Annotated in this window: 31 protein-coding genes; 26 read left to right on the plus strand and 5 right to left on the minus strand. The window is 38.1% G+C overall.

Annotated elements, in window-relative coordinates:
* Positions 1-39: 39 nt before the first annotated feature.
* From Q0C76_RS03825 to Q0C76_RS03835, 3 genes are read left to right on the plus strand one after another with little or no spacing between them, the layout of a single operon-like run.
* Complete coding sequence (locus Q0C76_RS03825) at positions 40-303, plus strand: IreB family regulatory phosphoprotein (protein WP_295729906.1); 264 nt, start codon at positions 40-42, stop codon at positions 301-303.
* On the plus strand, positions 303-743 hold the full coding sequence (gene ruvX, locus Q0C76_RS03830) for a Holliday junction resolvase RuvX (protein WP_295729908.1): 441 nt from the start codon (positions 303-305) through the stop codon (positions 741-743). The genes Q0C76_RS03825 and ruvX overlap by 1 nt, the downstream gene beginning before the upstream one ends.
* A 9-nt stretch (positions 744-752) precedes the next feature.
* Positions 753-1,058, plus strand: a complete 306-nt coding sequence (locus Q0C76_RS03835; protein ID WP_295729911.1) for a DUF1292 domain-containing protein — start codon at positions 753-755, stop codon at positions 1,056-1,058.
* A 130-nt stretch (positions 1,059-1,188) separates the two neighbouring features.
* On the opposite strand, the gene rnhC is transcribed toward Q0C76_RS03835, so the two are convergent.
* Positions 1,189-2,115 carry a ribonuclease HIII gene (rnhC, locus tag Q0C76_RS03840; RefSeq protein ID WP_295729914.1) on the minus strand — a complete coding sequence of 309 codons (927 nt, stop codon included), beginning with the start codon at positions 2,113-2,115 and terminating at the stop codon, positions 1,189-1,191.
* A 38-nt stretch (positions 2,116-2,153) separates the two neighbouring features.
* On the opposite strand from rnhC, the gene Q0C76_RS03845 reads away from it, so the two are divergent.
* From Q0C76_RS03845 to trxA, 3 genes are all read left to right on the plus strand, one after another.
* On the plus strand, positions 2,154-2,696 hold the full coding sequence (locus Q0C76_RS03845; protein ID WP_295729917.1) for a CvpA family protein: 543 nt from the start codon (positions 2,154-2,156) through the stop codon (positions 2,694-2,696).
* Positions 2,697-2,709: 13 nt separating this feature from the next.
* Positions 2,710-5,085: an endonuclease MutS2 gene (locus tag Q0C76_RS03850; RefSeq protein ID WP_295729922.1), complete on the plus strand. Its 2,376-nt coding sequence runs from the start codon at positions 2,710-2,712 to the stop codon at positions 5,083-5,085.
* 76 nt (positions 5,086-5,161) lie between these two features.
* Entirely contained in the window at positions 5,162-5,476 is a 315-nt protein-coding gene (gene trxA, locus Q0C76_RS03855; protein ID WP_295729925.1) for a thioredoxin, read from the plus strand.
* Between the two features lie 80 nt (positions 5,477-5,556).
* Here the strand turns inward: trxA and Q0C76_RS03860 are convergent, their stop codons facing one another.
* Positions 5,557-6,060, minus strand: coding sequence for a YslB family protein (locus Q0C76_RS03860; RefSeq protein ID WP_295729928.1), 504 nt, complete (start codon positions 6,058-6,060; stop codon positions 5,557-5,559).
* A 150-nt stretch (positions 6,061-6,210) separates the two neighbouring features.
* Here Q0C76_RS03860 and murI point away from each other — a divergent pair, with 150 nt between their 5' ends.
* Genes murI through Q0C76_RS03875 form a run of 3 tightly spaced genes read left to right on the plus strand, consistent with a single transcriptional unit; the run spans position 6,211 to position 8,131 of the window.
* Positions 6,211-7,014, plus strand: a complete 804-nt coding sequence (murI, locus tag Q0C76_RS03865) for a glutamate racemase (RefSeq protein ID WP_295729930.1) — start codon at positions 6,211-6,213, stop codon at positions 7,012-7,014.
* A 2-nt stretch (positions 7,015-7,016) separates the two neighbouring features.
* Positions 7,017-7,613 (plus strand): XTP/dITP diphosphatase, encoded by a 597-nt coding sequence (locus Q0C76_RS03870; protein ID WP_295729933.1) that lies wholly within the window; start codon positions 7,017-7,019, stop codon positions 7,611-7,613.
* Positions 7,598-8,131, plus strand: a complete 534-nt coding sequence (locus Q0C76_RS03875) for a YfcE family phosphodiesterase (RefSeq protein WP_367268465.1) — start codon at positions 7,598-7,600, stop codon at positions 8,129-8,131. The genes Q0C76_RS03870 and Q0C76_RS03875 overlap by 16 nt, the downstream gene beginning before the upstream one ends.
* A 73-nt stretch (positions 8,132-8,204) precedes the next feature.
* Here Q0C76_RS03875 and Q0C76_RS03880 read toward each other — a convergent pair whose 3' ends face one another.
* Positions 8,205-9,062, minus strand: a complete 858-nt coding sequence (locus Q0C76_RS03880) for an HAD-IIB family hydrolase (protein ID WP_295729936.1) — start codon at positions 9,060-9,062, stop codon at positions 8,205-8,207.
* Positions 9,063-9,074: 12 nt separating this feature from the next.
* Entirely contained in the window at positions 9,075-9,917 is an 843-nt protein-coding gene (locus Q0C76_RS03885; RefSeq protein ID WP_295729938.1) for a mechanosensitive ion channel family protein, read from the minus strand.
* 153 nt (positions 9,918-10,070) lie between these two features.
* Between Q0C76_RS03885 and Q0C76_RS03890 the strand changes: the two genes are divergently transcribed.
* The 17 genes from Q0C76_RS03890 to Q0C76_RS03970 all read left to right on the plus strand — a co-directional run bounded on the left by Q0C76_RS03890 (position 10,071) and on the right by Q0C76_RS03970 (position 22,395).
* Positions 10,071-10,475 (plus strand): DUF948 domain-containing protein, encoded by a 405-nt coding sequence (locus Q0C76_RS03890; protein WP_295729941.1) that lies wholly within the window; start codon positions 10,071-10,073, stop codon positions 10,473-10,475.
* Positions 10,476-10,497: 22 nt separating this feature from the next.
* Positions 10,498-10,875, plus strand: a complete 378-nt coding sequence (locus Q0C76_RS03895; RefSeq protein ID WP_295729945.1) for a hypothetical protein — start codon at positions 10,498-10,500, stop codon at positions 10,873-10,875.
* A gap of 135 nt (positions 10,876-11,010) precedes the next feature.
* Positions 11,011-12,036 carry a catabolite control protein A gene (ccpA, locus tag Q0C76_RS03900; RefSeq protein WP_295729947.1) on the plus strand — a complete coding sequence of 342 codons (1,026 nt, stop codon included), beginning with the start codon at positions 11,011-11,013 and terminating at the stop codon, positions 12,034-12,036.
* Positions 12,037-12,046: 10 nt separating this feature from the next.
* Entirely contained in the window at positions 12,047-12,862 is an 816-nt protein-coding gene (locus Q0C76_RS03905) for a hypothetical protein (RefSeq protein ID WP_295729949.1), read from the plus strand.
* A gap of 67 nt (positions 12,863-12,929) precedes the next feature.
* Complete coding sequence (locus Q0C76_RS03910; RefSeq protein WP_295729950.1) at positions 12,930-13,670, plus strand: YebC/PmpR family DNA-binding transcriptional regulator; 741 nt, start codon at positions 12,930-12,932, stop codon at positions 13,668-13,670.
* Positions 13,671-13,836: 166 nt separating this feature from the next.
* Positions 13,837-14,814: a competence type IV pilus ATPase ComGA gene (gene comGA, locus Q0C76_RS03915; protein ID WP_295729953.1), complete on the plus strand. Its 978-nt coding sequence runs from the start codon at positions 13,837-13,839 to the stop codon at positions 14,812-14,814.
* Positions 14,729-15,799 carry a type II secretion system F family protein gene (locus Q0C76_RS03920; RefSeq protein ID WP_295729956.1) on the plus strand — a complete coding sequence of 357 codons (1,071 nt, stop codon included), beginning with the start codon at positions 14,729-14,731 and terminating at the stop codon, positions 15,797-15,799. Before comGA ends, Q0C76_RS03920 begins: the two co-directional genes overlap by 86 nt.
* On the plus strand, positions 15,796-16,098 hold the full coding sequence (gene comGC / locus Q0C76_RS03925) for a competence type IV pilus major pilin ComGC (protein WP_295729959.1): 303 nt from the start codon (positions 15,796-15,798) through the stop codon (positions 16,096-16,098). The genes Q0C76_RS03920 and comGC overlap by 4 nt, the downstream gene beginning before the upstream one ends.
* Complete coding sequence (locus Q0C76_RS03930) at positions 16,095-16,529, plus strand: type II secretion system protein (RefSeq protein ID WP_295729962.1); 435 nt, start codon at positions 16,095-16,097, stop codon at positions 16,527-16,529. The genes comGC and Q0C76_RS03930 overlap by 4 nt, the downstream gene beginning before the upstream one ends.
* A 231-nt stretch (positions 16,530-16,760) precedes the next feature.
* Positions 16,761-17,195 carry a prepilin-type N-terminal cleavage/methylation domain-containing protein gene (locus tag Q0C76_RS03935; RefSeq protein WP_295729965.1) on the plus strand — a complete coding sequence of 145 codons (435 nt, stop codon included), beginning with the start codon at positions 16,761-16,763 and terminating at the stop codon, positions 17,193-17,195.
* The gene (locus Q0C76_RS03940; RefSeq protein WP_295729967.1) at positions 17,164-17,439 is read left to right on the plus strand and encodes a hypothetical protein; all 276 of its coding nucleotides are present in this window, start codon (positions 17,164-17,166) and stop codon (positions 17,437-17,439) included. Before Q0C76_RS03935 ends, Q0C76_RS03940 begins: the two co-directional genes overlap by 32 nt.
* A gap of 77 nt (positions 17,440-17,516) precedes the next feature.
* Positions 17,517-18,527, plus strand: coding sequence for a class I SAM-dependent methyltransferase (locus tag Q0C76_RS03945; protein WP_295729970.1), 1,011 nt, complete (start codon positions 17,517-17,519; stop codon positions 18,525-18,527).
* Positions 18,528-18,539: 12 nt separating this feature from the next.
* Positions 18,540-19,730, plus strand: a complete 1,191-nt coding sequence (locus tag Q0C76_RS03950) for an acetate/propionate family kinase (RefSeq protein ID WP_295729973.1) — start codon at positions 18,540-18,542, stop codon at positions 19,728-19,730.
* A gap of 89 nt (positions 19,731-19,819) precedes the next feature.
* Positions 19,820-20,434: a metallophosphoesterase gene (locus Q0C76_RS03955; protein WP_295729976.1), complete on the plus strand. Its 615-nt coding sequence runs from the start codon at positions 19,820-19,822 to the stop codon at positions 20,432-20,434.
* 12 nt (positions 20,435-20,446) lie between these two features.
* Positions 20,447-20,986, plus strand: a complete 540-nt coding sequence (locus tag Q0C76_RS03960) for a YutD family protein (protein ID WP_295729979.1) — start codon at positions 20,447-20,449, stop codon at positions 20,984-20,986.
* A gap of 1 nt (position 20,987) precedes the next feature.
* On the plus strand, positions 20,988-21,764 hold the full coding sequence (locus Q0C76_RS03965) for a TIGR01457 family HAD-type hydrolase (RefSeq protein ID WP_295729981.1): 777 nt from the start codon (positions 20,988-20,990) through the stop codon (positions 21,762-21,764).
* The gene (locus Q0C76_RS03970; RefSeq protein ID WP_295730003.1) at positions 21,745-22,395 is read left to right on the plus strand and encodes a TIGR01906 family membrane protein; all 651 of its coding nucleotides are present in this window, start codon (positions 21,745-21,747) and stop codon (positions 22,393-22,395) included. Before Q0C76_RS03965 ends, Q0C76_RS03970 begins: the two co-directional genes overlap by 20 nt.
* Here Q0C76_RS03970 and Q0C76_RS03975 read toward each other — a convergent pair.
* Positions 22,366-23,022 (minus strand): VTT domain-containing protein, encoded by a 657-nt coding sequence (locus tag Q0C76_RS03975; protein WP_295729983.1) that lies wholly within the window; start codon positions 23,020-23,022, stop codon positions 22,366-22,368. The genes Q0C76_RS03970 and Q0C76_RS03975 overlap by 30 nt on opposite strands.
* Positions 23,023-23,323 lie beyond the last annotated feature (301 nt).

Below are 23,323 nucleotides of genomic sequence, written 5' to 3' on the forward strand. Positions count from 1 at the left end.
TAATTTGAACATTAAGAACAAAAAGGGGAGGTTACCCGAATGGCAAATGATGAAACAATGTTCTTTAACTTTGATGAACAACACGAAAAGAATGTTAAGGAAACATTGAAAACTGTTTATAATGCCCTTGAAGAGAAAGGTTACAACCCAATTAACCAAATTGTTGGATATCTTTTATCTGGCGATCCTGCTTATATTCCACGGTTAAATAATGCCCGAAATTTAATTCGTGAACATGAACGTGATGAAATTATTGAAGAATTAGTTCGTTCATATTTAACAAATAATGAGGGACAAAACTAATGCGATTATTAGGTCTTGACGTTGGTTCAAAAACAGTGGGGGTAGCAGAAAGTGATCCATTGGGCTGGACGGCTCAGGCTGTTGAAATAATACCAATTGATGAGGAAAATGAAGTCTTCGGGATTGAGCGAGTTGCGGAATTAGTAAAGGATCGGCAAGTCGCTGGCTTTGTGTTAGGGTTACCCAAAAACATGAATAATACTGAAGGACCACGAGTTGAAGCATCACGTCATTATGGGGACTTGCTTAAAGAGCGTTTCCCAGATTTACCAATTGATTTTCAAGACGAACGTTTAACAACGGTTCAAGCGCACCGAATGTTAGTTGAAGAAGCAGATGTTTCACGAAGGAAACAAAAAAAAGTAATTGATGAACTGGCGGCTAGTCTGATTTTACAAAATTATTTAGATCGTCATGGCAAGCTAGTTCAGAAACTGTGAGGAAGTAAAATGGCAAAAATTCAACCAGAAGACCATGGTGAAATTTTCACTTTGGTCGACGAAAAAGGTAACGAAGAACTTTACAAGGAAGCGTTACGTTTTCAAGCTGATCATTCTAATAAATGGTATATTTGTTTGTATCCGGTTGATCAAGAAAATGCGGAAGAAGTAAACATCCAAGCGTTTGAAATGCAACCAGCGGAAACTGCAGATGATGATGTTCAACTGTTACCCATTGAAAGTGATGAGGAATGGGAAATGGTACAAGAAGTTATTAATACTTTTATTGATGACGACGGTAACTTCAATATTTAACTGAAAGCAGCTTAATTTATTCATTACTACTAATGAATTCTAAAAGGAAAACGAACTCCAGAGTCTAGATTAATCTGACTTTGGGGTTCGTTTGTATATGGTATTATTTTAATGATGTTATGATAGTTGGTTAGGTGTGGGCTAATCGTTGAGCTTTTTTGGTATTAGCAAAGTGAAGTTTGGCAAATTCTCTTAAGTCTTTTCCTTGCTGTAAAAGTTTGGCTGCCACTTGGTCTACCTTTAGTCCGGCACCAATAGGCAATGTCATACCGGCACGTGCTGAGAGCTCATCCATGGTTTGTAAAGAGATATATCGGGCAACAATGGAAGCAGCAGCTACCGCTAAATGGTAAGTTTCACCTTTTTCTTTAAAGTAAAGGTTGTTTTTAATGATTGGCGATTGCCCTTTGAGGTAACGAAAGTAGGTTGTTGATTTAACAAACTGATCTACTAGGATGGCATCAGGATGCACTGGGGTAATTTGATTTAAGACTTTGCCGAGAACGTAATTGTGACAAATGGCTTTGAGTTGAGCTTGGTTATACTGTTGGATAAGATGATTATAATCTTGGGGCTTGATATTAACAACGTGGTAAGGGCATTGTTTAATGATGTGTTTAGCCATTTTAATAATAGCTGGATCTGAAAGCTTCTTGGAGTCTTCAACGCCTAATTGGCGAAGAGAATTTAAGTGAGCTTGATCAACAAAAACAGCGGCAGTGGTTAATGGGCCAAAATAACTGCCAGTCCCGACTTCATCAGACCCAAGGACTGCCAGTTGACTAAAGTTAGCAGGAAGATCATTAGGGGATTGGCTTTGGTTAGTTGCTGGGTGGTGAGTGGTGGTAATGGTTTGGTCTTGCCAACGAGCAGCCTCTTGAGTAGCAAGTCGACCTTGAAACATAACTTTACCAGAATTGTATCCCGTAATTGTCACGCCTGGGATTTTAGCTAAGAATCTAGTACCTTTTGGTAGATTAGAATTAGCGACGTTATGGGAGTAATAATTAGCAAGTTTAGTTAATTGAACTGGGGTGAATTTCAAGACTTCGGTCATACTAAATAACTCCTTTAAATTGAAATGGATGTGAAAACATGATTATTAATATGATCATTTTATTAATATTACTTGGTTGTTGGTTGAATGGTCACAAACGTGGACTGATTGCGTTAGTGATTTCAACGATCACTTATTTCATTGGATGGGTTATCGCACGCCTCGGTGCGAAGTCACTTGGGATGATCCTTAGTAGTATTTTACCATCAATTGGTAACCAAGGGTCGGTAACTACTAATAGAACAGTATTTTCTCAAATGGTGGCAGTTGATAGTAACCAATTCTTTTATAATGGAATTGCATTTATAATTATTTTCTATGGAATTACTTTTTTAAGCCGTTGGTTATTGAAACGGATTAATTTTATCAAGAAAGTACCAGTATTAGGAACTGTTAACGGCTGGGCTGGCGGTTTGATCGATGTTATACTTGGTTACCTAATTATTTTTATGGTATTAATGATTTTTCAAATGTGGCCGGCGTCCTGGTGGCAGGATCAACTAGCTAATTCTGGACTAGCGCAATGGATGATTATGCGGACCCCAATTTTGGCAGAAAATGCATTACACTGGTTTATGTAGGGAGAAATAAACGATGAATGAAAAAATATTAAAAATCCTAGAATATGGACGGCTCAAAAAATTAGCAGAACCGTTTATATCAAGTGCTGCTGGTAAAGTTGAACTCCAACAATTGCGTCCGCAAACGGATTTGGCAATTGTGCAAAGGATGATTGAAGAAACAACGGATGGCGCAGACATTAACCGAATCGTTGGTGACATTCCAGTTCCGGCATTAGCAAATATTAACCCGCAACTTAAACGATTGCGGGTTCAAGCGAGCCTAAATGGGACCGAGTTAGCGCAAATTGCCAAAGTTTTACAAGCAACAATGGCTATTAATAATTTCTTTGACCGCTTACATGAAGAGCAAATTGAATTGCGACGGCTTTACCAAATTGTTGACCAATTAGTGACGATTCCGGACATTACACAACGCTTATTAAAATCAGTCGATGAGGATGGGCGCATTAAGGACGAAGCATCTAGCAAATTACATGGACTCCGCCAACTGATTACAGAAACAGAAACAGAGATTCGGCAAACGCTTGAAAAGTATACCCGGGGTCGCGAGGCTAAGTATTTGAGCGATACAATTATTACAATGCGTAATGATCGTTATGTGATTCCGGTCGAAGCTCATTACCGAAGTCGGTTTGGTGGTGTGGTCCATGATCAAAGCGCAAGTGGTCAGACTTTGTATATTGAACCGCAAAACGTGGTGGAAATTAATAACCGCCTGCGACAAGCACAAATTGAAGAACGTCAGGAAGTTCGACGGGTGCTTGCTGAATTATCAGCGTTAATCGCTCCTTACCGAAAAGAAATTGCCAATAATGAACGTCTTTTAGGTCATCTTGATTTTGTAAATGCTAAAGCGCAATTAGCTAAACACATGCAGGCCAGTTTACCACTGCTAACTGATGATGGGGTCATCAATCTTCGCCAGGCTCGCCATCCTTTAATTGATCCTCATCGCGTGGTGGCTAATGACATTCGATTAGGCAAAGATTACCGCACGATTGTCATTACTGGACCAAATACTGGTGGGAAAACTATTACCCTAAAAACACTTGGTTTAATTCAATTGATGGGTCAATCTGGATTCTTTATTCCCGCTAACGAAGGTAGTCAAATTACTATTTTTGATGATGTGTTTGCTGACATTGGTGATGAACAATCCTTAGAGCAAAACTTGTCAACCTTCTCCGGCCATATGGAGAATGTCAAAAGAATTTTAGAACAAATTACGCCAAAGTCGTTAGTACTCCTTGATGAATTGGGAGCCGGGACCGATCCGAAAGAAGGGGCTGCTCTTGCAATGGCAATTTTAGACCAAATTCAACAGGTTGGCAGTGAAGTTGTAATTACTACTCACTATCCAGAATTAAAAGTTTATGGGTTTGAACGGCCAAAAACCATTAATGCAAGTATGGAATTTGATACTCATACTTTTCAACCGACCTATCGTTTGATGCTTGGGGTGCCAGGACAGTCAAACGGGATTGAGATTGCAAAACGCCTGGGAATTGCTCAAAATGTAATTAATGATGCACAGTCATTAGTAAAAGATGATAGTCAAGAGTTAAATGCAATGATTGGTGAACTGGTTGAGCAACGAAAACAGGCCCGTGAACACCGGGAGCATTTGGAAAGGTTAGTTACTAGCAATCGTGTCAAAGCGACGGAATTAGATCAAAAGTTAACTCGGTTTAATGAACAGCGCGATGATCTTTATAATAAGGCGCGGATGCAGGCTAATCATCAGGTGGCAGATGCTAAACGGAAAGCAGACCGGATTATTCACCACTTGCGCCAAATGGAAGTCCAACGGGGATCCCAAATTAAGGAAAATGAATTAATTGATGCTCAGGGGCAGTTAAACGCACTTCATCGTGACCCGCGTTTGGACCATAACAAGGTACTTCGTCGATCAAAACAAAAGCATAATTTGAAGATTGGCGATGCAGTTAAGGTAAAGTCATACGGACAGATTGGGACACTAGTTGCAAAACGAGGTAAACATCAGTGGGAAGTTCAATTAGGGATCCTTAAAATGTCAATTGATGATCATGACTTAGAAAAGGTTTCCAAGAAAACGCTTGAGCAAACGGAAAAGAAGCAGGTGGTTAAACCCAAGCGGATTCGGACAGTACAAACGCGGAGAACGTCTGCTCGTCTCGATCTGCGTGGGCAACGATATGAACCAGCAATGGCTAACTTATCGAGTTTTATTGATCATGCGTTACTTAATAACTTGCCTAGTGTCACAATTATTCATGGAAAAGGGACCGGTGCTATTCGTAAGGGAACCCAAGAATACTTACGCAGTAATTCACGAGTTAAATCGTTTGAATATGCGTCTCCTTCCAATGGTGGCGATGGTGCAACAATTGTTTACTTTGAATAAGTAAGCAATTTCGATTGTTTTTCTGACTTCTTCTGGTAAAATAGAGATACAATTCAATTTAAGGAGGAATCTTAAAATGGCAGTCAAGGTGACAACGGATCAAAGTTTTGAACAAGATACTGCAAAGGGACTTGTTTTAGTTGATTTTTGGGCAACTTGGTGTGGACCGTGCCGAATGCAATCACCTGTTGTTGAAAACCTAGCTGAAACGATGGCTGACCAAGCCAGTTTCTTTAAGTTAGATGTTGATGAAAATCCAGATACAGCTAAGAAGTTTCAAATTATGAGTATTCCAACCTTGTTGATCAAAAAAGATGGTGAGGTTGTGGATAAGGTAATTGGCTACCATTCCAAGGAACAATTACAAAAGGTATTGGAACAATACATGTAATTGGTTTTGTGTTGGATAGTTGAGTTACTATTAAAGAACGGACACCAGAGTGGTGATGAACTCTGATGTCCGTTCTTTTCTTATTGGTTATTTTCATCTGTGACTGGTCTCTTTAACTTGATAAAACTAGCGATTTCGGTATCTTCAGTTTCATCAAGTTTTTGCGGGTCGTTTTGTGCAAAAATCCGTACTTCCTTATGCTTGACGCTTTCGACTTCAGCTTCGGTAATGGTGCCAAGCTGAAATTCCAGTTCTTGAGCGATGAACCCTGCTTCAAGAGTAAAGGAGGTCTGTTCTTTATCAATCGCCAATCGTTCTTCCACTAGTGGACCGCTAAGTTTGAACGTCCGTTGCAGCGAGGCTTCTTTAGTTAACTGTAAGTTACCTAAGCCGAGTTGCTTTGTTAACAAGACTAGATCATCAATTGAGGCTACTGGAAACTCACGAGCTAAATCTTTCCCAATCCAATATAGAATGCCGTCAGTTTCCTTTCCTAAAATTGATGGTAAAATCACATCGCGAAGCGTTGCGCTGATAAAACCACGTTGACTATTAATTAATTGATCATAACGTTTTTGAGTCATTCTAAACGTAATCCTTCCATTTCAAATCATTTATCATTATAACCAATTCATCAACAAAAAGGTGGAGAATTAGTAATTCTTTTGAAATAACGATATAATAGAGTAAAATATGTCACTTAACAATATCTGTCTAATTTAGGAGGTAATAAAATGGATAATCGTCCAATTGGTGTAATGGATTCTGGTCTAGGTGGTTTGTCAGTAATCCGCATTGTACGAGAACAGCTTCCCAATGAATCAATTGTTTTTGTTGGTGATCAGGGGCATTTTCCATATGGAGTACGAACGCAAGAAAACGTATGTCAATTAGCACTCAATATTGGTAAATATCTGATGACCCATGATATTAAGATGATGATTATTGCTTGCAACACGGCAACGGCTGCGTCATTACCAACTTTACAAAAGGAATTGCCGATTCCAGTGATCGGTGTAATTAAGCCTGGTGCAGAGGCAGCTTTAGCTCAACCTAAGCATGATCGAATTGGAGTAACAGCCACTGAGGGAACGATTAAGGCAGGAGCTTATCCAAAGACTATCCACGAATTAGATCCAAAGGTTACGGTCATTCCTAGGGCGGCCCAGCCAATGGTTAGTGTTGTTGAACATAATGAAGTTGGAACGCCAAAAGCTCAACAAGTGGTAAATGAACAACTAGCCATTTTTAAGGAAAAGCCAGTCGATGTGTTAGTACTTGGCTGTACTCATTTCCCATTCTTGTCGAACGAAATTAGCAAGCTGTTACCTGATGTTAAATTGGTTGATCCAGCGTTTGAAACTGTCAAGACGGCTAAGCAAATGTTAACAGATGCTGATCAATTAAGTGGTCGTGATCATCCTGGTGACATGAAACTTTATAGTACTGGAGACTTTAAAGAACTACAAGCTGGAGCACAAAAGTGGTTACCGGGTGACCAGTTCACGTGTGAGCATGTTGATATTCCAGGGGATTAATAATGAAGACAATTGTGATTGCAACTAAAAATCATGGGAAAGCACGGGAATATGCCGAAATGTTGGCGCCACAAGGCATTCAGATAAAGACTCTAGCAGACTTCCCATCTTTTATGATTAATGAAAATGGTGCAACATTTGAAGAAAATGCTTTCATTAAGGCAAAAACTGCAGTGGAAAAATTGAACTTACCAGTGATGGCTGACGATTCTGGACTAATGGTTGATGCGTTAAACGGGGCACCAGGTGTGCATTCAGCACGCTATGCTGGTGATCACGATGATCAGGCTAATAACCAAAAACTTTTACGAGAATTAGCAGGCGTGGATGATTTATATCGAACTGCTCATTTTCACACAACGATCGTTGGTTTGAAGCCGAATGGGGCGAAGTTAGTTGCTAATGGACACGTTGATGGGCGGATTTTGCGAAACCCACAGGGCAAGAATGGCTTTGGGTATGATCCGCTTTTCTATGTTGATGAATTAGGCTGTGCCATGGCCACATTGACTGATGAACAGAAAAATTCAATTAGCCACCGCGGTCGGGCGTTAAGCGCATTTATGGAGCATTTTGGTGATTGGTGGCGACAAAGATGAAGATCCTGTTAGTGAGCGATAATCATGGTGATAAAAAGATTCTAGAAACGATTGCTGATCATTTTGCTGGTCAAGTTGATGAAATGTTTCATTGCGGTGATTCTAATATCGATGCTTCGCGTCAGCTAATGAAACGATATTCGACTGTGATTGGAAATACTGATTGGGGGCTAGATTATCCCGAGGTAGTTACACGCCACATTAAGGGTCAAGTCATTACGGTTACACATGGGCATCTTTACCAGGTTAATAGAACGCTGACACCGTTACTTTTATTGGCACAAGAAACGAATGCTGATGTTGTTGCTTATGGACATACCCACCAATTGGCAGTCACGCAACGTGATCAACGATTATTTATCAATCCAGGTAGTATTAGTTTGCCACGTGGTCAATATGCTAACATTGGTGGAACTTTTGCAATCGTGGAAGCAACAACTGATCAATTTAATGTTCAATATTATGACCGTAATCTAAAACCGATACCAAAGCTTAAATTTATCTTTCATCGCAACTGAATATTTCGTCATAAAAAATCCCCGTTTGTTGAATTGGTTTCCAACGAGCGGGGATTTTTTATGTTACTTTAAACTATTGAGCAACTTGTAATGGAAGTTTCATATCTAGAATATTCATAATCGTTGCTAAGACACCATCATCATTATTTGAAACTGCAGTTGTATGGTGTGCTTGCATTTTTATATAGTTAGCGGCATTTTTCATGGCAAAACTATTACGAGTCATTGCTAGCATTCCAAGATCGTTTTCATTATCACCGAAAGTGACAATGTCATTAGCGTCATCGATACCGTAGATTGTTTGAAGGGTTTGAATGGCATTTCGCTTAGTTGCCAGGGCGTTACCAATTAGTTCGCAATTATATCCAGAGTTTTCCATGAGGAGATTAGCGGGAAGATGATTATCAAGTTTCGCGTGAATATCATCTAAAGCGAGATCATGAGAAAAACAAATGGTAATTTTGGTAAAGATTTCATCAGGAAATGTTTGGAAAACGTTCAGTAACGAAGGAACTCTGGTAATCTTTTCGTAGTAAATTTTCATTCGGTTATAATCATCATTACTCATCGAGGCATCAACATATGAACTATGGACTCCGGAGACTACCAATTGGTCAATGTAGTCGGTTAACGAAGTACGGTGGAGAACAAATAAAAGACTATTAAGATCATGAGGAGTTAGCGGAATGTAATCAACCAGCTGGTTACCAATATGTGTGACGGAGCCATTTTGTGAGATAAATCCTAGGTGATCTTTAAATTCATAAAAGTCCCTGCGTAGTCTTGGGTAACCAGACCCGCTGGCAAGCACAAATTTAATTCCACGAGCACGCATTAGTGCGAACGCATAAGCAAATAAATTATGGTTATAAGAATGACGGTCATTTAAAAAAGTTCCATCCATATCCGTAACAATCATTTTCACGGTCATGGTATTCATCTCCTATTCAGTAAGATGAATGCCTCCCCGAGCAAGTGCTTTCAGGTAGGCACTCAATAATTCTGCGGTTACTTTTGCTTGATTATTAGTTGACATATTTACGGCAACGCGAAAAACTACTTTACCATTGACATCGACAGGTCCAATAATTTCTGGCGTTGCCACTAGCTCGGCTTGCTCGGTCTGCATTATTTCTTGATTCTCCTTTGTTATGATTTCTTTAACCTTTTCTAAATCAACATTCACCGGAATTTTTAAATCTATGTTAACCAGGTGAGTGTGACGTGAATAGTTTTTAATGATATTAATTGAACGGTTAGGGATAAAATTTAAGGTTCCGTCAGGGCTGAGAATTTTGGTTGTTCGTAGTCCAATGGCAGTAACGGTTCCCTTAATTTGATTAATTTCAACAAGGTCGCCAACATCAAGTTGTTCCTCTAATAGGATGAAGAACCCATTAACAACGTCACTGACAAATCCTTGAGCTCCTAAACCAAGAGCAATACTGAAAATCCCTGCACCAGCAATCAGGGTACCGACTGGAACGCCAATAATTGAAAGAACAGCATACAAATAACAGAAATAAGTCGTGTAGCGAAAAATATTCAGTGAAAGAACCCGAAAAGTTGCTGCTCGTTTAAACCCACCAAGAATTTCAATTCGTCGGGTTTGGCGAAAGACTGAATTAATAATCCACTTGCCTAACCATAAAATGATTGCAAAGATCACTGTTGCAAACACCAATGTACTGAATTTATGAATAATGTTGTCGCCAACGTGAAACCAGTTAATATCAGTGATTGTTTTTTGAAAGTGCTTTGAATAGGTAGTTAGTTGTGAATTCATTACATTAAGTCATCCTCATCAAACTATTTTTGTCACTTTTAGAAAAGTGTTTGTATTGGTAAGTATAATATCAGAAAATGGGAAAAAATCAACGGTTTGCTGGAATTTTGTATTCGTGATATTCTTTGAACAGGAAAAGTAAGGAGGAACAAAATGACAGTTGGACAAATTGCTGCTTTAATTGCAGCACTTGCATTTTTAATTTTAGTTGTTTGGATTGGGTGGTTTTTAACTAAAGTGGTAAGAACTTTAATATCCCTAACAAATAATGTTAATGATCTGACTCATGAATTAGATGATGTTTTAACAAATACTAATGAATTATTAACGGACGTGAATGATAAATCTGAAATGTTGACTCCTGCTGTCCAGGCAATTGCAGATGTTGGGCAAAGCGTGTCAGATGTAAATGATGCTTCGCATAATCTTATTGACAAAATTAATGCTCGTCGAGATCAACGTCGGACGGTTGCCAAAGTAGTTTCCAGTCTCAGTCAAGCTGCAGCATTAGGATTATTTCATCGTTTTCGTAACCGTCACAAACGGGGCAATCACTAATTAATTCCAGGAGGACTTTACAATGGGTAAAAAATTTTTAACCGGGATTGCATTTGGTAGTATTGCAGGTCTAGCTGCCTGGGCATCCTTGGATGAAAAACAGCAACAACAAATTAAAACAAAGGTATCTGATAGTGTCTACACCGCAATGGATGTGGTCACCGATTATACGTTAAATGCCCTTGATATCGCAGATGCTATGCTACATGACTATGGTGATAGTGCAGCCAACAAGGTTAATGACTTTAAAGATGTAGTGAATGACCAAAAGGAAAAATTTACTAGTCATTTTGTTAGTGATGATTTTGATGAACAAACCGCTGATATTCGAGAAGCGTTGGAAAATTCCAAAAATGATGATAATGATGATATCATCATTGATCAAACAACTAATAAATAAAAGTTTCAAAAAGGGTGGCGATTTGCCACCTTTTTTAGTAATGGAGAAAGTTTGAAGTTTGGGTAAATTTTTGGTATATTGCATTAATGAAAAGGTATGAAAACAAGTCATATCAAAGAAGAAAGGGCTTATATTATGGAAAAACAAACAATTACCATTTATACAGTTGCCAATGAAGCACATGTTTCTATGGCAACAGTTTCTCGGGTAGTGAACGGTAATCCAAATGTCAAACCTGACACGAGGAAAAAAGTCTTAGAAGTGATTAAAAAACTTAACTATCGACCAAACGCTGTTGCGCGTGGCTTAGCAAGTAAAAAGACGACGACAGTTGGGGTAGTAATTCCAGACATTACCAATGATTATTTTGCTGAATTAGCACTTGGCATCGATGATATTGCAACGATGTATAAGTATAATATGATTTTGACTAATTCGGATGCTGATGATAAGAGAGCATTGCAAGTTGTACGAAGCATGTTTGCTAAACAAGTGGATGGTATTATCTTCATGGGTCATGATATTAGTGAAGAATTACGACAGGAATTTAAAAATTCAACAGTTCCAGTCGTAGTTGCTGGTTCAGTTACCAATGATGAAGAATTACCCGCAGTAAGGATTGATTATCAAAAGGCAACAGCGGAAGCAGTAGCCAAATTACTTAAAAATAATCAAAGGGTAGCACTTGTTATTGGAAGCAAGAATAGTACCATTAACAATCAACAGCGAATTCCAGGCTACCGCAATGCATTGAGTAGCGCTGGTCAGAAATATGATGATCAGTTAATTTTTGAAGCCCATGATTCTTATGATGAAGGGTATGCTTTGGCAGAAAAAATTATCAAGTCCGGTGCGACAGCGGCATTCTCCAGTGATGATAGCATTGCAGCAGGATTGCTAAATGGCTTAAGTGACCATGGCGTAGTTGTTCCAAATGATTTTGAGATTATTACTGGAAACGATACTAAGTTAGCAACAGTAACTCGACCGATGATGAGTAGTGTGACGTTACCGCTTTATGATATTGGCGCTGTTTCAATGCGTTTGCTAACGAAGCTGATGTCAGAAGACAAAGAAACTGCTGAAGCTGATGCAGAACAGGATGAAAACAGTAACGTAATTCTGCAACATGGATTTGTACACCGACAATCCACTAAGTAAGGTGATAAATGTGCCGTCTAGGAAACAGTTGCGTGATGCTAAACAATCAGGAATGCCAGTGCAAAGTCATCATTGGGTAACTAGGTTGGTGGGCACCATTGCGTTGATCATTTTATTATTTTGCTCGCTTGCCCAGACGACAGTTTTAAATGAGCGCTTTATGACTAAGGAGCTGGTAAACTCTAGTCTGGCTAACGAAGTGCAAAATGATATTAATGCTAATCTTTCAAGTTATGGAATTCAAGGGAGGATTGTAACAACTGATCAGACAAATAAGTTACTGAAACAGGCAATCCATCAAGTATATCAAGATGAACCAATTCAATTGAATACCAGTGATGTGGTTAATTCAATCCAAAATCGGGCTGGCAATACTTTATCAAAGTATGGAATTTCATCATCTTTGGTTAACAGTGTACCGACTTCTTCGATTAGTAATCAGTTAGCGTCGATTTTAAATAACCGATTAAATACTAAAGATGTGGCTAAGTTAGAAAATGACATTCATGTAGCACGAACTATCACCATTATCGGATTAGTAACTAGCATTATTATCCTAGTCTTGCTTGCAGTTCGTGGCATGGTTACAAAGTCAATTGTGGCCGACTTTCGTTGGATGACGTTAATTAGTGGTATTGTTAGTGTCGGGGTACTTTCTTTAATTAAACCAGCTAATTATGCAAGTAGTTACGCTTCGTTTTCATCGTCCATTATGCAAGTCAGTCGCTCGATTTTGAAAATTGGCTGGCAAATGGTATGTATCGATATCATTATTGCAGTATTACTTTTTATAATCGGTTTATTTTTCAAACGGGGAAGAGCTTGAATTATCAAAATGCTTTTGGTAAAATTTTAATGTTTACGTATTATAAATAGAAAAGAGGAGTTAGTTCATGTCAGGACATTCAAAATGGCATAACATTCAAGGACGGAAGAACGCCCAAGATGCTAAGCGTGGTAAAATCTTTCAAAAAATTTCTCGTGACTTATACCAAGCCGCTAAAGCAGGTGACCCTGATCCCGACAACAACCCTCAATTACGTCTGGTGATGGATAAAGCGCGGGCTGCAAACATGCCTAAGCAAAACATTCAACGGGCCATCGACAAGGCGACTGGCGCTGGTGGCGCTAACTTTGAGGAGACCACTTATGAAGGATATGGTCCTGGTGGTGTTGCTGTGATGGTCTTTTGCCTTACTGATAACAAGAATCGGACTGCCGCTGCCGTGCGGTCCGCGTTTACTCACTCTGGCGGGTCTTTAGGTGCAAGTGGATCAGTTTCATATATGTTTAACCGTCAAGGTTTAATTGAAATTCTGCGTGATGGCTTGGACAAGAGTGAAGACGACATGTTAATGGATGCGTTAGATGCAGGTGCTGATGACATGAAGGCAACTGATGAAAAGTTCCAAATTTTTACAGATCCAAGTGCAATGACGAGTGTTCGTGATGCTCTCCAAGAAAAGGGCTATGATTTGGATACAGCTGAAGTAACGATGATTCCTGAAAATAAGACGGAAGTGCCAAGTGATAAGGTTGGCCAATATCGTCATTTAATTGAAGAACTTCAAAACAACGATGATGTTGCGGATATTTATGAAGCAGGTTTCATTGCCGAAGACGAAGAAAACTAATTCAATAATAATTGATCGATTATCCTCCTGGTACATTTACCAAGGAGGATTTTTTACAAGAATTATTACATTATAATCGTTAAAGCCTGGCAAATTTTTAAAATTGCCAGGCTTTTTAAATATTTTTAGCGCATTTTACCGTCTTTATATATTGAGGAGGGGGAACATGAATCCAGAAAAATATGTCCAACAATTATTTAAGGTTGTTTATCAAAGAACTTGTACAGATGTTTACTTGTTGTTAGTTGGCGCTAACATGCAAATTCTTGGGCAAAGCAATCAAGGAATTATCAAAATTAATCAACTATCCTGTGAGGATGGACGAAAGATAATTGCCTACTTGAAGTATCAGGCAAATATGACGGTTAGCGAACACCGACGCCCACAAAGTGGTGCATGGCAGTGGAAATTTGGAAAAGAGTTAATTAATATTCGACTATCAACGGTTGGTGATTTTCGCGGAACTGAATCATTAGTGTTGCGCTTTATTTATCCATTAAAACAATTGAAATATCAAATGTTAAAAGAAGCGCAATGGAATGAACTAAAGCAAATGGCGTCAAGAGCTGGCTTGGTACTATTTGCCGGTCCAATGGGATCCGGAAAAACGACCACAATGTATCGATTAGCAAAAGACCAGTATCAGCAATCCGTTGTTTTAACGATTGAAGATCCAGTAGAAGTTGTTGAAGATACGTTTATCCAATTGCAAGTGAATAACATCGCGGGTATGGGATATCAAGAATTACTTCGTCTGGCCTTACGACATCGACCGCAGGTTTTAATAATTGGTGAAATTCGTGATCCAATCACTGCCCAAACGGTGATTGAAGCGTCACTTAGTGGACACCTTGTATTAGCCACAATTCACGCCAAAAGTGCTGGTGGAGTAATTCCCAGATTAAAACAATTAGGAATTGAGCAATATTATATCGATCAAGCATTACGCGGTGCATGTTACCAGCGATTGATTCCATTAAGTAATCACCAGGAGAAAGGGGTGTTGTTCGATTTAAAAACTTTAATCGAATTACAAAAAAATCAAGGAAGTGATATTGGTGAACAATGGAAGAAAATATTACAGACGGCAGTTAAAGAAGGGAAGATCACATCAACAACTGCTCAAGCGTTTTGGCAAGGATAAGCTTAGTCCTTACCAATTGCAACAATGGTTTGCAGTACTAATGGAATTATTAAAGACAGGATTTTCCTTACGTGATGCGATTGAGTTTTCAATGGTTTTATATCCACAGTGGCAACAAACTTTGCAACCGATCCAGAAGCAACTAGCTAGTGGCGAATTGTTCGCACAAGCGATTGTTAAATTAGTCTCAACTGATACGTATTACCTTTTTTTATTGGCGGAGCGTCATGGCAAAATGACTAAAACCATTGAACATTACTATCGTTTCCTTAAAATGCGAAATGAACAAGCTAAAAAATTAAGACACTTATTAGAATACCCGTTAGTATTACTTATGATGTTAACTGTAATGGTTGTTGGGTTATATCTGTTTGTTTTTCCACAGTTGAATCAACTGCAAAACGAAAATAGCCATCAACTGTGGAATATCTGTATACCACCGTTAGTAAGCATAATTAGTGGTAGCGGAGTAATGCTTGGACTACGATTTTGGCATTATCACCGGAGTAATCGACTGGAGCAAGTAAAACAACAATGCTGTCTACCAATAATTGGATCATTATTTCGTAATTACTATGCTTTTTATATTTGCAGAAATTTGGCGCTTTTTTTAGAAGAAGGTATTTCTATTCAAGGGATAATTCAAACTTGTCAACTGTTTAATCGTAATTCGTTACTATATCATTTAAGTCTTCAACTAGAACAACTGATTAGCCAAGGCGAATCTGCGATAATACTTATTCGTCAAAACGTATTTATACCCGATCAACTTGCGGTCTTAATTCAACAGGAGTTGTCAAGCCAGCAACTTGGACGACGGGTCAATGCTTTAGCTGATCAATTATTTAAAAAACTGATTTATCGCTGTGAGCAACGGTTAACGTTATTACAACCGATCTTATATCTACTAATTGCACTGGTGATTTTGATTCTTTATTTGCAAGTCATGTTACCAATCTATCAAAATATTCAGGTGGTCCAATGAAAAAACAACGCTCAGGTTTTACCCTTTTAGAGATGTCAATTGTATTGTTTATTATTAGCTTACTAATATTAATTATGATTCCTAATCTGACGAAGCAACGTCAAAACGCTTCCAAAGTTCATCAACGAGCGATGATGAACGTAATTCAAACTCAGGCTGATCTATATGCAAACGAAACGGGTCAGTTACCAACTAGTTTGCAGCAACTCTACGGAAAACATTACCTTACAGTTACACAGGTAAAAGCTGCCCAACAGAACCATTTAAAATTTAGGAATGGCCAGGTGGTTAAAGAGTGAAACGAGCCGGATTTACTCTTGTTGAAATGGTGATTGTATTAGGAATTATCGGAATGATATTGTTAACCACAACACCACCATTGATGAATGGATTTCAGAAGTGGCAACATGAGCAATTTTGGCGTGAGTTGCGACAAGAATGGCAATTTAGTCAGACTACTTCAATGACTAGTCATCAACCAACAGATATTTTTTATGATCCAAAAACGCGCGAGGTTATTTTCATTTCTACTAATCATGAACGCACGATTAAAGTTCCTGAGCAATTACGTGTCCAAAACGCACCTTCACGGGTAATGAAGAGCAGTGGTTATATTCAGCCAGGAACGTGGGAGTTTATTGATTTATTAAATCATCAAGAGGTTTTAATACGAATTCAAATGGCGGGAGGAGGTTATCGAATTGAAAAGAAACGGTTTTCTGTTGGGTGAAAATTTGTTAGCGTTTGGTATTTTGATTATCGGGGTAACTTTTCTTATCACTACGACTCGGTCAATAGTTACCCAAAAGTCGATGATGGAAGAACGATTAGTAGCTGCCAGACTTTGTAAGGAAACGTTATCAACAGGGAAATGTATTCATCAAGCAGGTTACCAAATAAAAAGAAGGCGTGGTGATCTTCGTGTAGTTAAACACGGTCGAGTAATTTTGGAGATCTGTAAATGTTAAGAAAACGTGGCTTTACAATCATAGAATGCATCATTAGCTTATTGGTTTTGGTGATGATTTTTGGGCTAGTTCAGATGACTATTCCTTTTTTAGGAAAGTTGCATAGTAACTCATTGAAAGATAAAACAGATTGGTATCTGTTTTTAGAAAGACTAGAAGACCCAGACTATAGCTTTCAGTTGTTAGAAGTGACTGATCAATCTTTGATTCTCACCAGCCCATTCCGTAATGATCACTATATAGTACAAGGAGGTAAAAAGGCCGTGTACTTCAAGGCTGAGCAAGGTGGCTATTTACCCATTTTAGTCAATTATCAACCTAATAGTTTACATTTTGAAACGGATGGTGCCAATTCGGTCGCAGTAACATGCAAACTAAAAAACGGGGAAGTACAACATGCCAAAGTTAGCTTTAAAGAGAAGCGGTAGTGCAATGCTAATGGTAATAATCGTTCTAGTGATGATTTGTGGGACGATGACTTACTATAATCATTATTATCAGCGCCAAGCAATCATCAATCAGCGGTTAATGGATCGACTAATGGCAGAAAGCATGGCTAGATTGTCTGACTCTCAAGGGAGCAAATTTAATTGTGGACGGACAAAACAAATTTCACAAAGTGAATGGCTCGTAACTTTAAAGTCTGGTGAGAAGATCAAAGTTATTATTTGAGTGAGCTTGAATTTCTGATTAGTAGTAGGTAAACTTAACATTGTGAATTGATCCAGAGAAAGGAGCGTTGGGTCGGAATGTTAAAGACACCAGAGCAACTGTTCAAACAATTTGATCGTGCTACAGAATTAATACAAGCTGATTTAAATTGTTCGTACCTGGATGCTTTTTTAGAGAATGCGGAAAATATTGTTGACGGTGGTAAGGTCCGAGTAGAAGATGATCTACCAAAGTCACAGACAGTGATTGAGTTAGAAAAGATATATTCTGCACTTAATTTATATGATCAAAAGCCTGAAACAATTCGTCGTCTTCTCCAGTTAAGCTTGCTAAAGGTTATTCAAAAGGATACAATTCAGCCTAACTATCAGATGACTCCAGACACGATTGGTATGTTGATTGCGTACTTAATTGAACGAGTGGTTAAGCTTGATCACTCTTACTCGATTTTGGATCCGGTAGTGGGGACAGGAAACCTAATCGACACCGTTATCAATCGCTTGGCTGAAAGTATTAATCAGCCAGTCCAAGCTTATGGAATTGATAATGATGAATCGATGTTAGCTGTAGCTAGTGTTGGATCACAATTACAAAGGTTACCAATTCAGCTTTTTCATCAAGATGCAATCTCTAATTTAGATATTCCCCAAGTTGATTTGGCAGTTGCTGACTTACCAGTTGGATACTATCCGCTGGATGAGAACGCTAAAAATTACCAAACGAGAGCAGAGAAGGGTCATTCATATGTCCATCATTTGTTGATTGAACAGACAATGAATTATTTGCTACCAGGAGGCTTTGCCTTCTTTGTAGTACCAAGTGATTTATTTCAAACTAAAGAATCACAAACTTTTGTTAATTGGATCCATTCGGTTGCTTTTTTGCAAGGCTTTGTTAATCTTCCTGCTGATATGTTTAACAGTCAGGAGGGGCGAAAATCAATTTTGATTTTGCAAAACCATGGTGGTAGTGCGAGTCAAGCTGAACAGGTATTGTTAGGATCATTTCCTTCACTAAAGGAGCAACGTGCTTTCCGTAACTTTATGATGGAAATTAATCAGTGGGTTAAGAGTAGTTTGAACAGATAAGGAGATAATAAAATGTCAAAAACAATTGCAGTCAATGCCGGAAGCTCAACGGTTAAGTTTAAGCTGTTTGATATGCCAAGTGAGGATGTGGTTGCTGAAGGATTAATTGAGCGAATTGGAATGGATGCTGGTCACGCAAAGATTAAGTTTGGTGATGGAAACGTCCATGAAGATGATCGTAAATTTGCAGACCACGGGGAAGCAGTTCAATACCTTCTTGATCAACTAATCTCGTTGAAAATTGTGAAAACCTATGATGAAATTACTGCAGTTGGTCACCGAATTGTTGCCGGCGGTGAATTCTTTAAAGATTCTGCGGTAATTGATGATGAGGTAATGAAGAAAATTGACGAATTATCAGAATATGCACCATTACATAATCCCGCCGAACTGGAAGGGATTAAAGCCTTTAAAAAGGTTTTGCCAGATGCATTTGCAGTTGCAGTCTTTGATACTTCCTTCCATTCAGACATGCCAAAGATGAATGCTTTATATAGTGTTCCTTATGAATGGTATGAAAAGTACGGGGCTCGTCGCTATGGTGCTCATGGAACTAGTCACCGCTATGTTGCTCAACGAGCCGCAAAAATGCTTGGTAAGCCATTAAATGAACTCAAGCTGATTACTTGTCACCTTGGTGCTGGTGCATCAATTACCGCAATTAAAGATGGCAAGTCATTTGATACTTCAATGGGCTTTTCTCCATTAGCCGGTATTACAATGGCAACTCGTTCTGGAGATGTTGACCCTTCATTAGTTAATTTCATGGAGCATAAGTTAAATATTAATAGCGATGAAATGATTGATATTTTGAACCATAAATCTGGCTTATTAGGAATCTCTGGTGTTTCAAGTGATATGCGGGATGTTCAAAAAGCTGCGGATGAAGGTAATCAACGTGCCCAATTGGCTCTGGATATTGATGAAAACACGGTTGTGAAATATATTGGTTCATATCTTGCTGAATTAAATGGAGCAGATGCAATTGTATTTACGGCTGGAGTTGGTGAAAACGATAAAGAATTCCGCCAAACAATTGCTGACCGACTATCATTCTTTGGTGTTGGAGTTGATCCACAAAAGAATGATGTGCGCGGTGTAGAACGAGATATTTCATCCTCAGATGCTAAAATTAAAGTTCTTTTGATACCAACGAATGAAGAGTTAATGATTGTAAAAGATATTGAACGGTTGCGCAAATAATCTAAATAACCGATGATCAAGAGGTTGAGGGTAGACTCAGTCTCTTTTTTGTTTAATAATTAAACTATAGAATAAGGATTGTGATAAAAATGATGTATGTTATTGCAGATACTCATTTTTTTGATGAGCATTTATTGGGGGTTGACAATTTCGCACCGCGTCCATTTGAATCTGTAGACCAGATGAATAAAGTAATTATTCAAAATTGGAATGCACGAGTAACTAATAAAGACCTGGTGTATCATTTGGGGGATATTGCAGTTAATTACACTAAACCACCACGGGTTGGTGACCAACAGGTATTTGAACTGTTGCAACAGCTTCATGGCCGATTGGTTCTAATTAAGGGGAATCATGATCGCCGTGGCCTTTTTAAATATTTAGCAGGTCATAATTACGAGGTTGATGGACAATTGAAATTTGAATTTCATGATGTAGGAAAATTAATTAAATATAACCATCAACAGTTGTATATGACACATTATCCAATGATGATGGGGATTGCACCGCAAATTTTAAATTTACATGGTCATATTCATCATTATATGGTACCGAGCGCCAATAACATTAATGTTGGAGTTGATGCACCGGAATTAGCTTTTTTAGATCATCAACAACCATTTGGGACGCCAATATTATTACGTGAAGTTGAACAAATTGCGAAAGAAAAAGCTGCTAGATTAGTTAAGGATAAGATAAAGTAGGAGAAAAAAGTAGTGAATAGGGCAAAAATTCAGGATTACATTGATCAACGCATAATGGAACGAAAGGGAACCTTTCATTCAGCGATGGTTGATTCTACCCATTTTATTATTAACAAGCATTCGTACGCCATCGTTGAAGATAATCATCAATCGTTTGATTTAGAACGATTTACTGATCGCTTTAGCATGATTTTAAGTAAGTATGACTATATCCTTGGTGACTGGGGATATGATCAGTTACGTCTCCGGGGGTTCTACGACAAAGAGAATCCATTGTATCGACCGGAGCGAGGAATTGAAACGCTTCAGGATTATTTATATGAGCAGTGCAACTTTGGATGTGATTATTTTGTCTTGAAAAATGAAGAGGTTAATGTTCCACGACGCAAAAAAAGGCGACGTCGCGGAAGAGGACACCACCAGCGTCCATTTCACGAAAAAAGAGAAAAATTAACGTCACCAAATCTGAAAAACCGTCATCATCAAGAAGTGAAAAGCGTTCAACAAAGAGGGAAACGTCATTTTGTGATCAAAAAACGCAGTGAGGGATAAATTGAAGAAAGATTATTTAGCATACTTTATTGATCTAGATGGAACAGTATATAAGGGTAAAAAGCAAATACCGGCAGCCGCACGATTTATTCGCCGCTTGCAAATTAATCAGAAACGGGTTGTTTTTGTAACAAATAATAGTACTCGGACACCAGAATTTGTAGCCAATAATTTGGTAAAAAATCATGATATTAAGGTGACTGCAGAAAATGTTTACACAACCGCATTAGCAACTGCTGATTATTTAAACTCAATTGCCGGAAGTCATCGTCGAATATATATGATCGGTGAGAGTGGATTAGCAAATGCTCTTCGAAAGCGTCAATTCCAATTGGTAGATGACCACCCGGATTATGTAGTGGTAGGATTAGATACTGCAGTAACTTACAATAAATTTGAAAAGGCAGTATTGGCAATTCGAAATGGTGCAAAATTTATTGGAACAAATGCTGATAGTAATTTGCCTAACGAACGTGGAATGGTACCTGGAGCAGGATCATTGGTGGCATTAGTTGAATATGCGACTCAAGTTCATCCAGTGATGATTGGGAAGCCGGAAAAAATAATTATGCAGATGGCTTTACGAAAGTTTAATCTAACGAAGGATCAAGTAATTATGGTTGGTGACAATTATCATACTGATATTAGTGCAGGGATTAATATCGGAATGGACACTTTACTTGTTTATACAGGCTTATCGACAAGAAAAGAAGTAATGAAAGAGGCAGTGAAGCCTACTTATGAGGTTAATTCGCTTGATGAATGGAAAATGGGTTGAACTAAAAGACGAGTTACTGGCAATGGCCACTACTGTTACAAGTTCATTAGCAGCAATTGGTATAAGCTTTTATTTTTTACTACTAAGTTCAGATATGATTTTGAAGATCCCACAAAATTTTGAGGGGATTAGCAGGAAGCAAGTTTTAGATGACTATGATCGATTAGTTAGATATTTAATCAGTGATTCAAAGAAGGAATTTATATTTGAACATTTAGCAACGTCGCCTCAGGCAAGTCAGCATTTTGCTGATGTCCATCGGATCGTTCAGATTGGCGGACGCATGACGCTTTGCTTGCTGGTTTTAGCGGTTTTACTATTTTGCTACGAAAAAAAGAGGTATCAGCTTTGGCGTCTGATACCTCTTTTTAAGCAAATCCTGTTGTTAATCGTAATAATGGTTGGCTTATTCTTAATAAGTTTCCCGGATAGTTTTTTGTGGCTCCATGAGATTGTTTTTACGAATCATAATTGGGTTTTTAATTCTAAAACTGATCCGATTATTTTGCTTTTAGATGAACATTTTTTTATTAAATATCTCATGATTTGGCTATTAACGGTAGTTATTTTGATTACAATTATAATCGATGTCACTAAAAATTTAATCAAGCTCTTCGTCAGAAGAAGATAATTTTGATTTAATAGCACCAACAACTGCTGGAATTAGTGTGACAACAATAATTGCAATGATGATAAAAGAGAAATGTTCCTGAACAAATGGGAGATTACCAAAGAAGTATCCGGCTCCGCAACAGATACATACCCATGAGAAACAGGCAATTAGATTATACTTTATAAAACGATCATAGGGGAACCCTGATCCGGCAGCTGCAAATGGCGCAAACGTTCTAATAATTGGCATGTAACGTGCAAGAATGATGGCAGGGGCACCGTGTCGTTCAAAAAATTTTTCAGTTTTATGAAGACTTTTTTGATCGATTAGTTTATTAAACCACCGATGTTTAGATAAGGTTTTTGATAGGCGACTACCAATTAAAAAGTTTAATGAGTCGCCACCAATACAAGCAACCAAAAAAGTAAAAATGAAAACTTCAATACTTAAATGGTATTGTGGATTAGCCGAAAGAGCTGCTGCAGCAAAAAGTAGTGAGTCACCAGGAAGAAAAGGCAGAATAACTGCCCCGGTTTCAATAAAGATAACTAGAAATAATAAAATGTACGACCAGTTACCGAATGTGTTCACGATTTGAATAATATGAGCATCAATATGTAAAATGAAGTCGATTAAAAATCCCATTACGGTCTCCTTTAATTTAAATTATTTAATTCGTTGTAAATTTTATCAGCCAGTTGTATTAATGTGAAGAATTAGAAAGCAATTTTAAAAAAAGTAAATTCTTCGTAATATACTTTATCTAGATGACAACATGATCTTTATAAGAGAAAATAGCCTTGTTTATTCGGAACTATAGATACAATCGCCTAACTATGTATCTGATTGTACAGTTTTTAAAAAAAGTTGAAAAACTTTGCAAAGTTTTGTTGACAATTACCTAGGGTGGCTGGTATATTAATTATCGTTGTCACGGCGGTAATCA

Origin of the sequence: uncultured Limosilactobacillus sp. (assembly GCF_934202705.1) — a bacterium.
Lineage (GTDB): Bacteria > Bacillota > Bacilli > Lactobacillales > Lactobacillaceae > Limosilactobacillus.

Excerpts from the sequence above, each read along its gene's own strand:
- Q0C76_RS03825 (WP_295729906.1), top strand. The coding sequence starts at position 40 with ATGGCAAATGATGAAACAATGTTCTTTAACTTTGATGAACAACACGAA.
- ruvX (WP_295729908.1), top strand. The coding sequence starts at position 303 with ATGCGATTATTAGGTCTTGACGTTGGTTCAAAAACAGTGGGGGTAGCA.
- Q0C76_RS03835 (WP_295729911.1), top strand. The coding sequence starts at position 753 with ATGGCAAAAATTCAACCAGAAGACCATGGTGAAATTTTCACTTTGGTC.
- rnhC (WP_295729914.1), bottom strand. The coding sequence starts at position 2,115 with ATGACCGAAGTCTTGAAATTCACCCCAGTTCAATTAACTAAACTTGCT.
- Q0C76_RS03845 (WP_295729917.1), top strand. The coding sequence starts at position 2,154 with ATGATTATTAATATGATCATTTTATTAATATTACTTGGTTGTTGGTTG.
- Q0C76_RS03850 (WP_295729922.1), top strand. The coding sequence starts at position 2,710 with ATGAATGAAAAAATATTAAAAATCCTAGAATATGGACGGCTCAAAAAA.
- trxA (WP_295729925.1), top strand. The coding sequence starts at position 5,162 with ATGGCAGTCAAGGTGACAACGGATCAAAGTTTTGAACAAGATACTGCA.
- Q0C76_RS03860 (WP_295729928.1), bottom strand. The coding sequence starts at position 6,060 with ATGACTCAAAAACGTTATGATCAATTAATTAATAGTCAACGTGGTTTT.
- murI (WP_295729930.1), top strand. The coding sequence starts at position 6,211 with ATGGATAATCGTCCAATTGGTGTAATGGATTCTGGTCTAGGTGGTTTG.
- Q0C76_RS03870 (WP_295729933.1), top strand. The coding sequence starts at position 7,017 with ATGAAGACAATTGTGATTGCAACTAAAAATCATGGGAAAGCACGGGAA.
- Q0C76_RS03880 (WP_295729936.1), bottom strand. The coding sequence starts at position 9,062 with ATGACCGTGAAAATGATTGTTACGGATATGGATGGAACTTTTTTAAAT.
- Q0C76_RS03885 (WP_295729938.1), bottom strand. The coding sequence starts at position 9,917 with ATGAATTCACAACTAACTACCTATTCAAAGCACTTTCAAAAAACAATC.
- Q0C76_RS03890 (WP_295729941.1), top strand. The coding sequence starts at position 10,071 with ATGACAGTTGGACAAATTGCTGCTTTAATTGCAGCACTTGCATTTTTA.
- Q0C76_RS03895 (WP_295729945.1), top strand. The coding sequence starts at position 10,498 with ATGGGTAAAAAATTTTTAACCGGGATTGCATTTGGTAGTATTGCAGGT.
- ccpA (WP_295729947.1), top strand. The coding sequence starts at position 11,011 with ATGGAAAAACAAACAATTACCATTTATACAGTTGCCAATGAAGCACAT.
- Q0C76_RS03910 (WP_295729950.1), top strand. The coding sequence starts at position 12,930 with ATGTCAGGACATTCAAAATGGCATAACATTCAAGGACGGAAGAACGCC.
- comGA (WP_295729953.1), top strand. The coding sequence starts at position 13,837 with ATGAATCCAGAAAAATATGTCCAACAATTATTTAAGGTTGTTTATCAA.
- comGC (WP_295729959.1), top strand. The coding sequence starts at position 15,796 with ATGAAAAAACAACGCTCAGGTTTTACCCTTTTAGAGATGTCAATTGTA.
- Q0C76_RS03935 (WP_295729965.1), top strand. The coding sequence starts at position 16,761 with ATGTTAAGAAAACGTGGCTTTACAATCATAGAATGCATCATTAGCTTA.
- Q0C76_RS03940 (WP_295729967.1), top strand. The coding sequence starts at position 17,164 with ATGCCAAAGTTAGCTTTAAAGAGAAGCGGTAGTGCAATGCTAATGGTA.
- Q0C76_RS03945 (WP_295729970.1), top strand. The coding sequence starts at position 17,517 with ATGTTAAAGACACCAGAGCAACTGTTCAAACAATTTGATCGTGCTACA.
- Q0C76_RS03950 (WP_295729973.1), top strand. The coding sequence starts at position 18,540 with ATGTCAAAAACAATTGCAGTCAATGCCGGAAGCTCAACGGTTAAGTTT.
- Q0C76_RS03955 (WP_295729976.1), top strand. The coding sequence starts at position 19,820 with ATGATGTATGTTATTGCAGATACTCATTTTTTTGATGAGCATTTATTG.
- Q0C76_RS03970 (WP_295730003.1), top strand. The coding sequence starts at position 21,745 with ATGAATGGAAAATGGGTTGAACTAAAAGACGAGTTACTGGCAATGGCC.
- Q0C76_RS03975 (WP_295729983.1), bottom strand. The coding sequence starts at position 23,022 with ATGGGATTTTTAATCGACTTCATTTTACATATTGATGCTCATATTATT.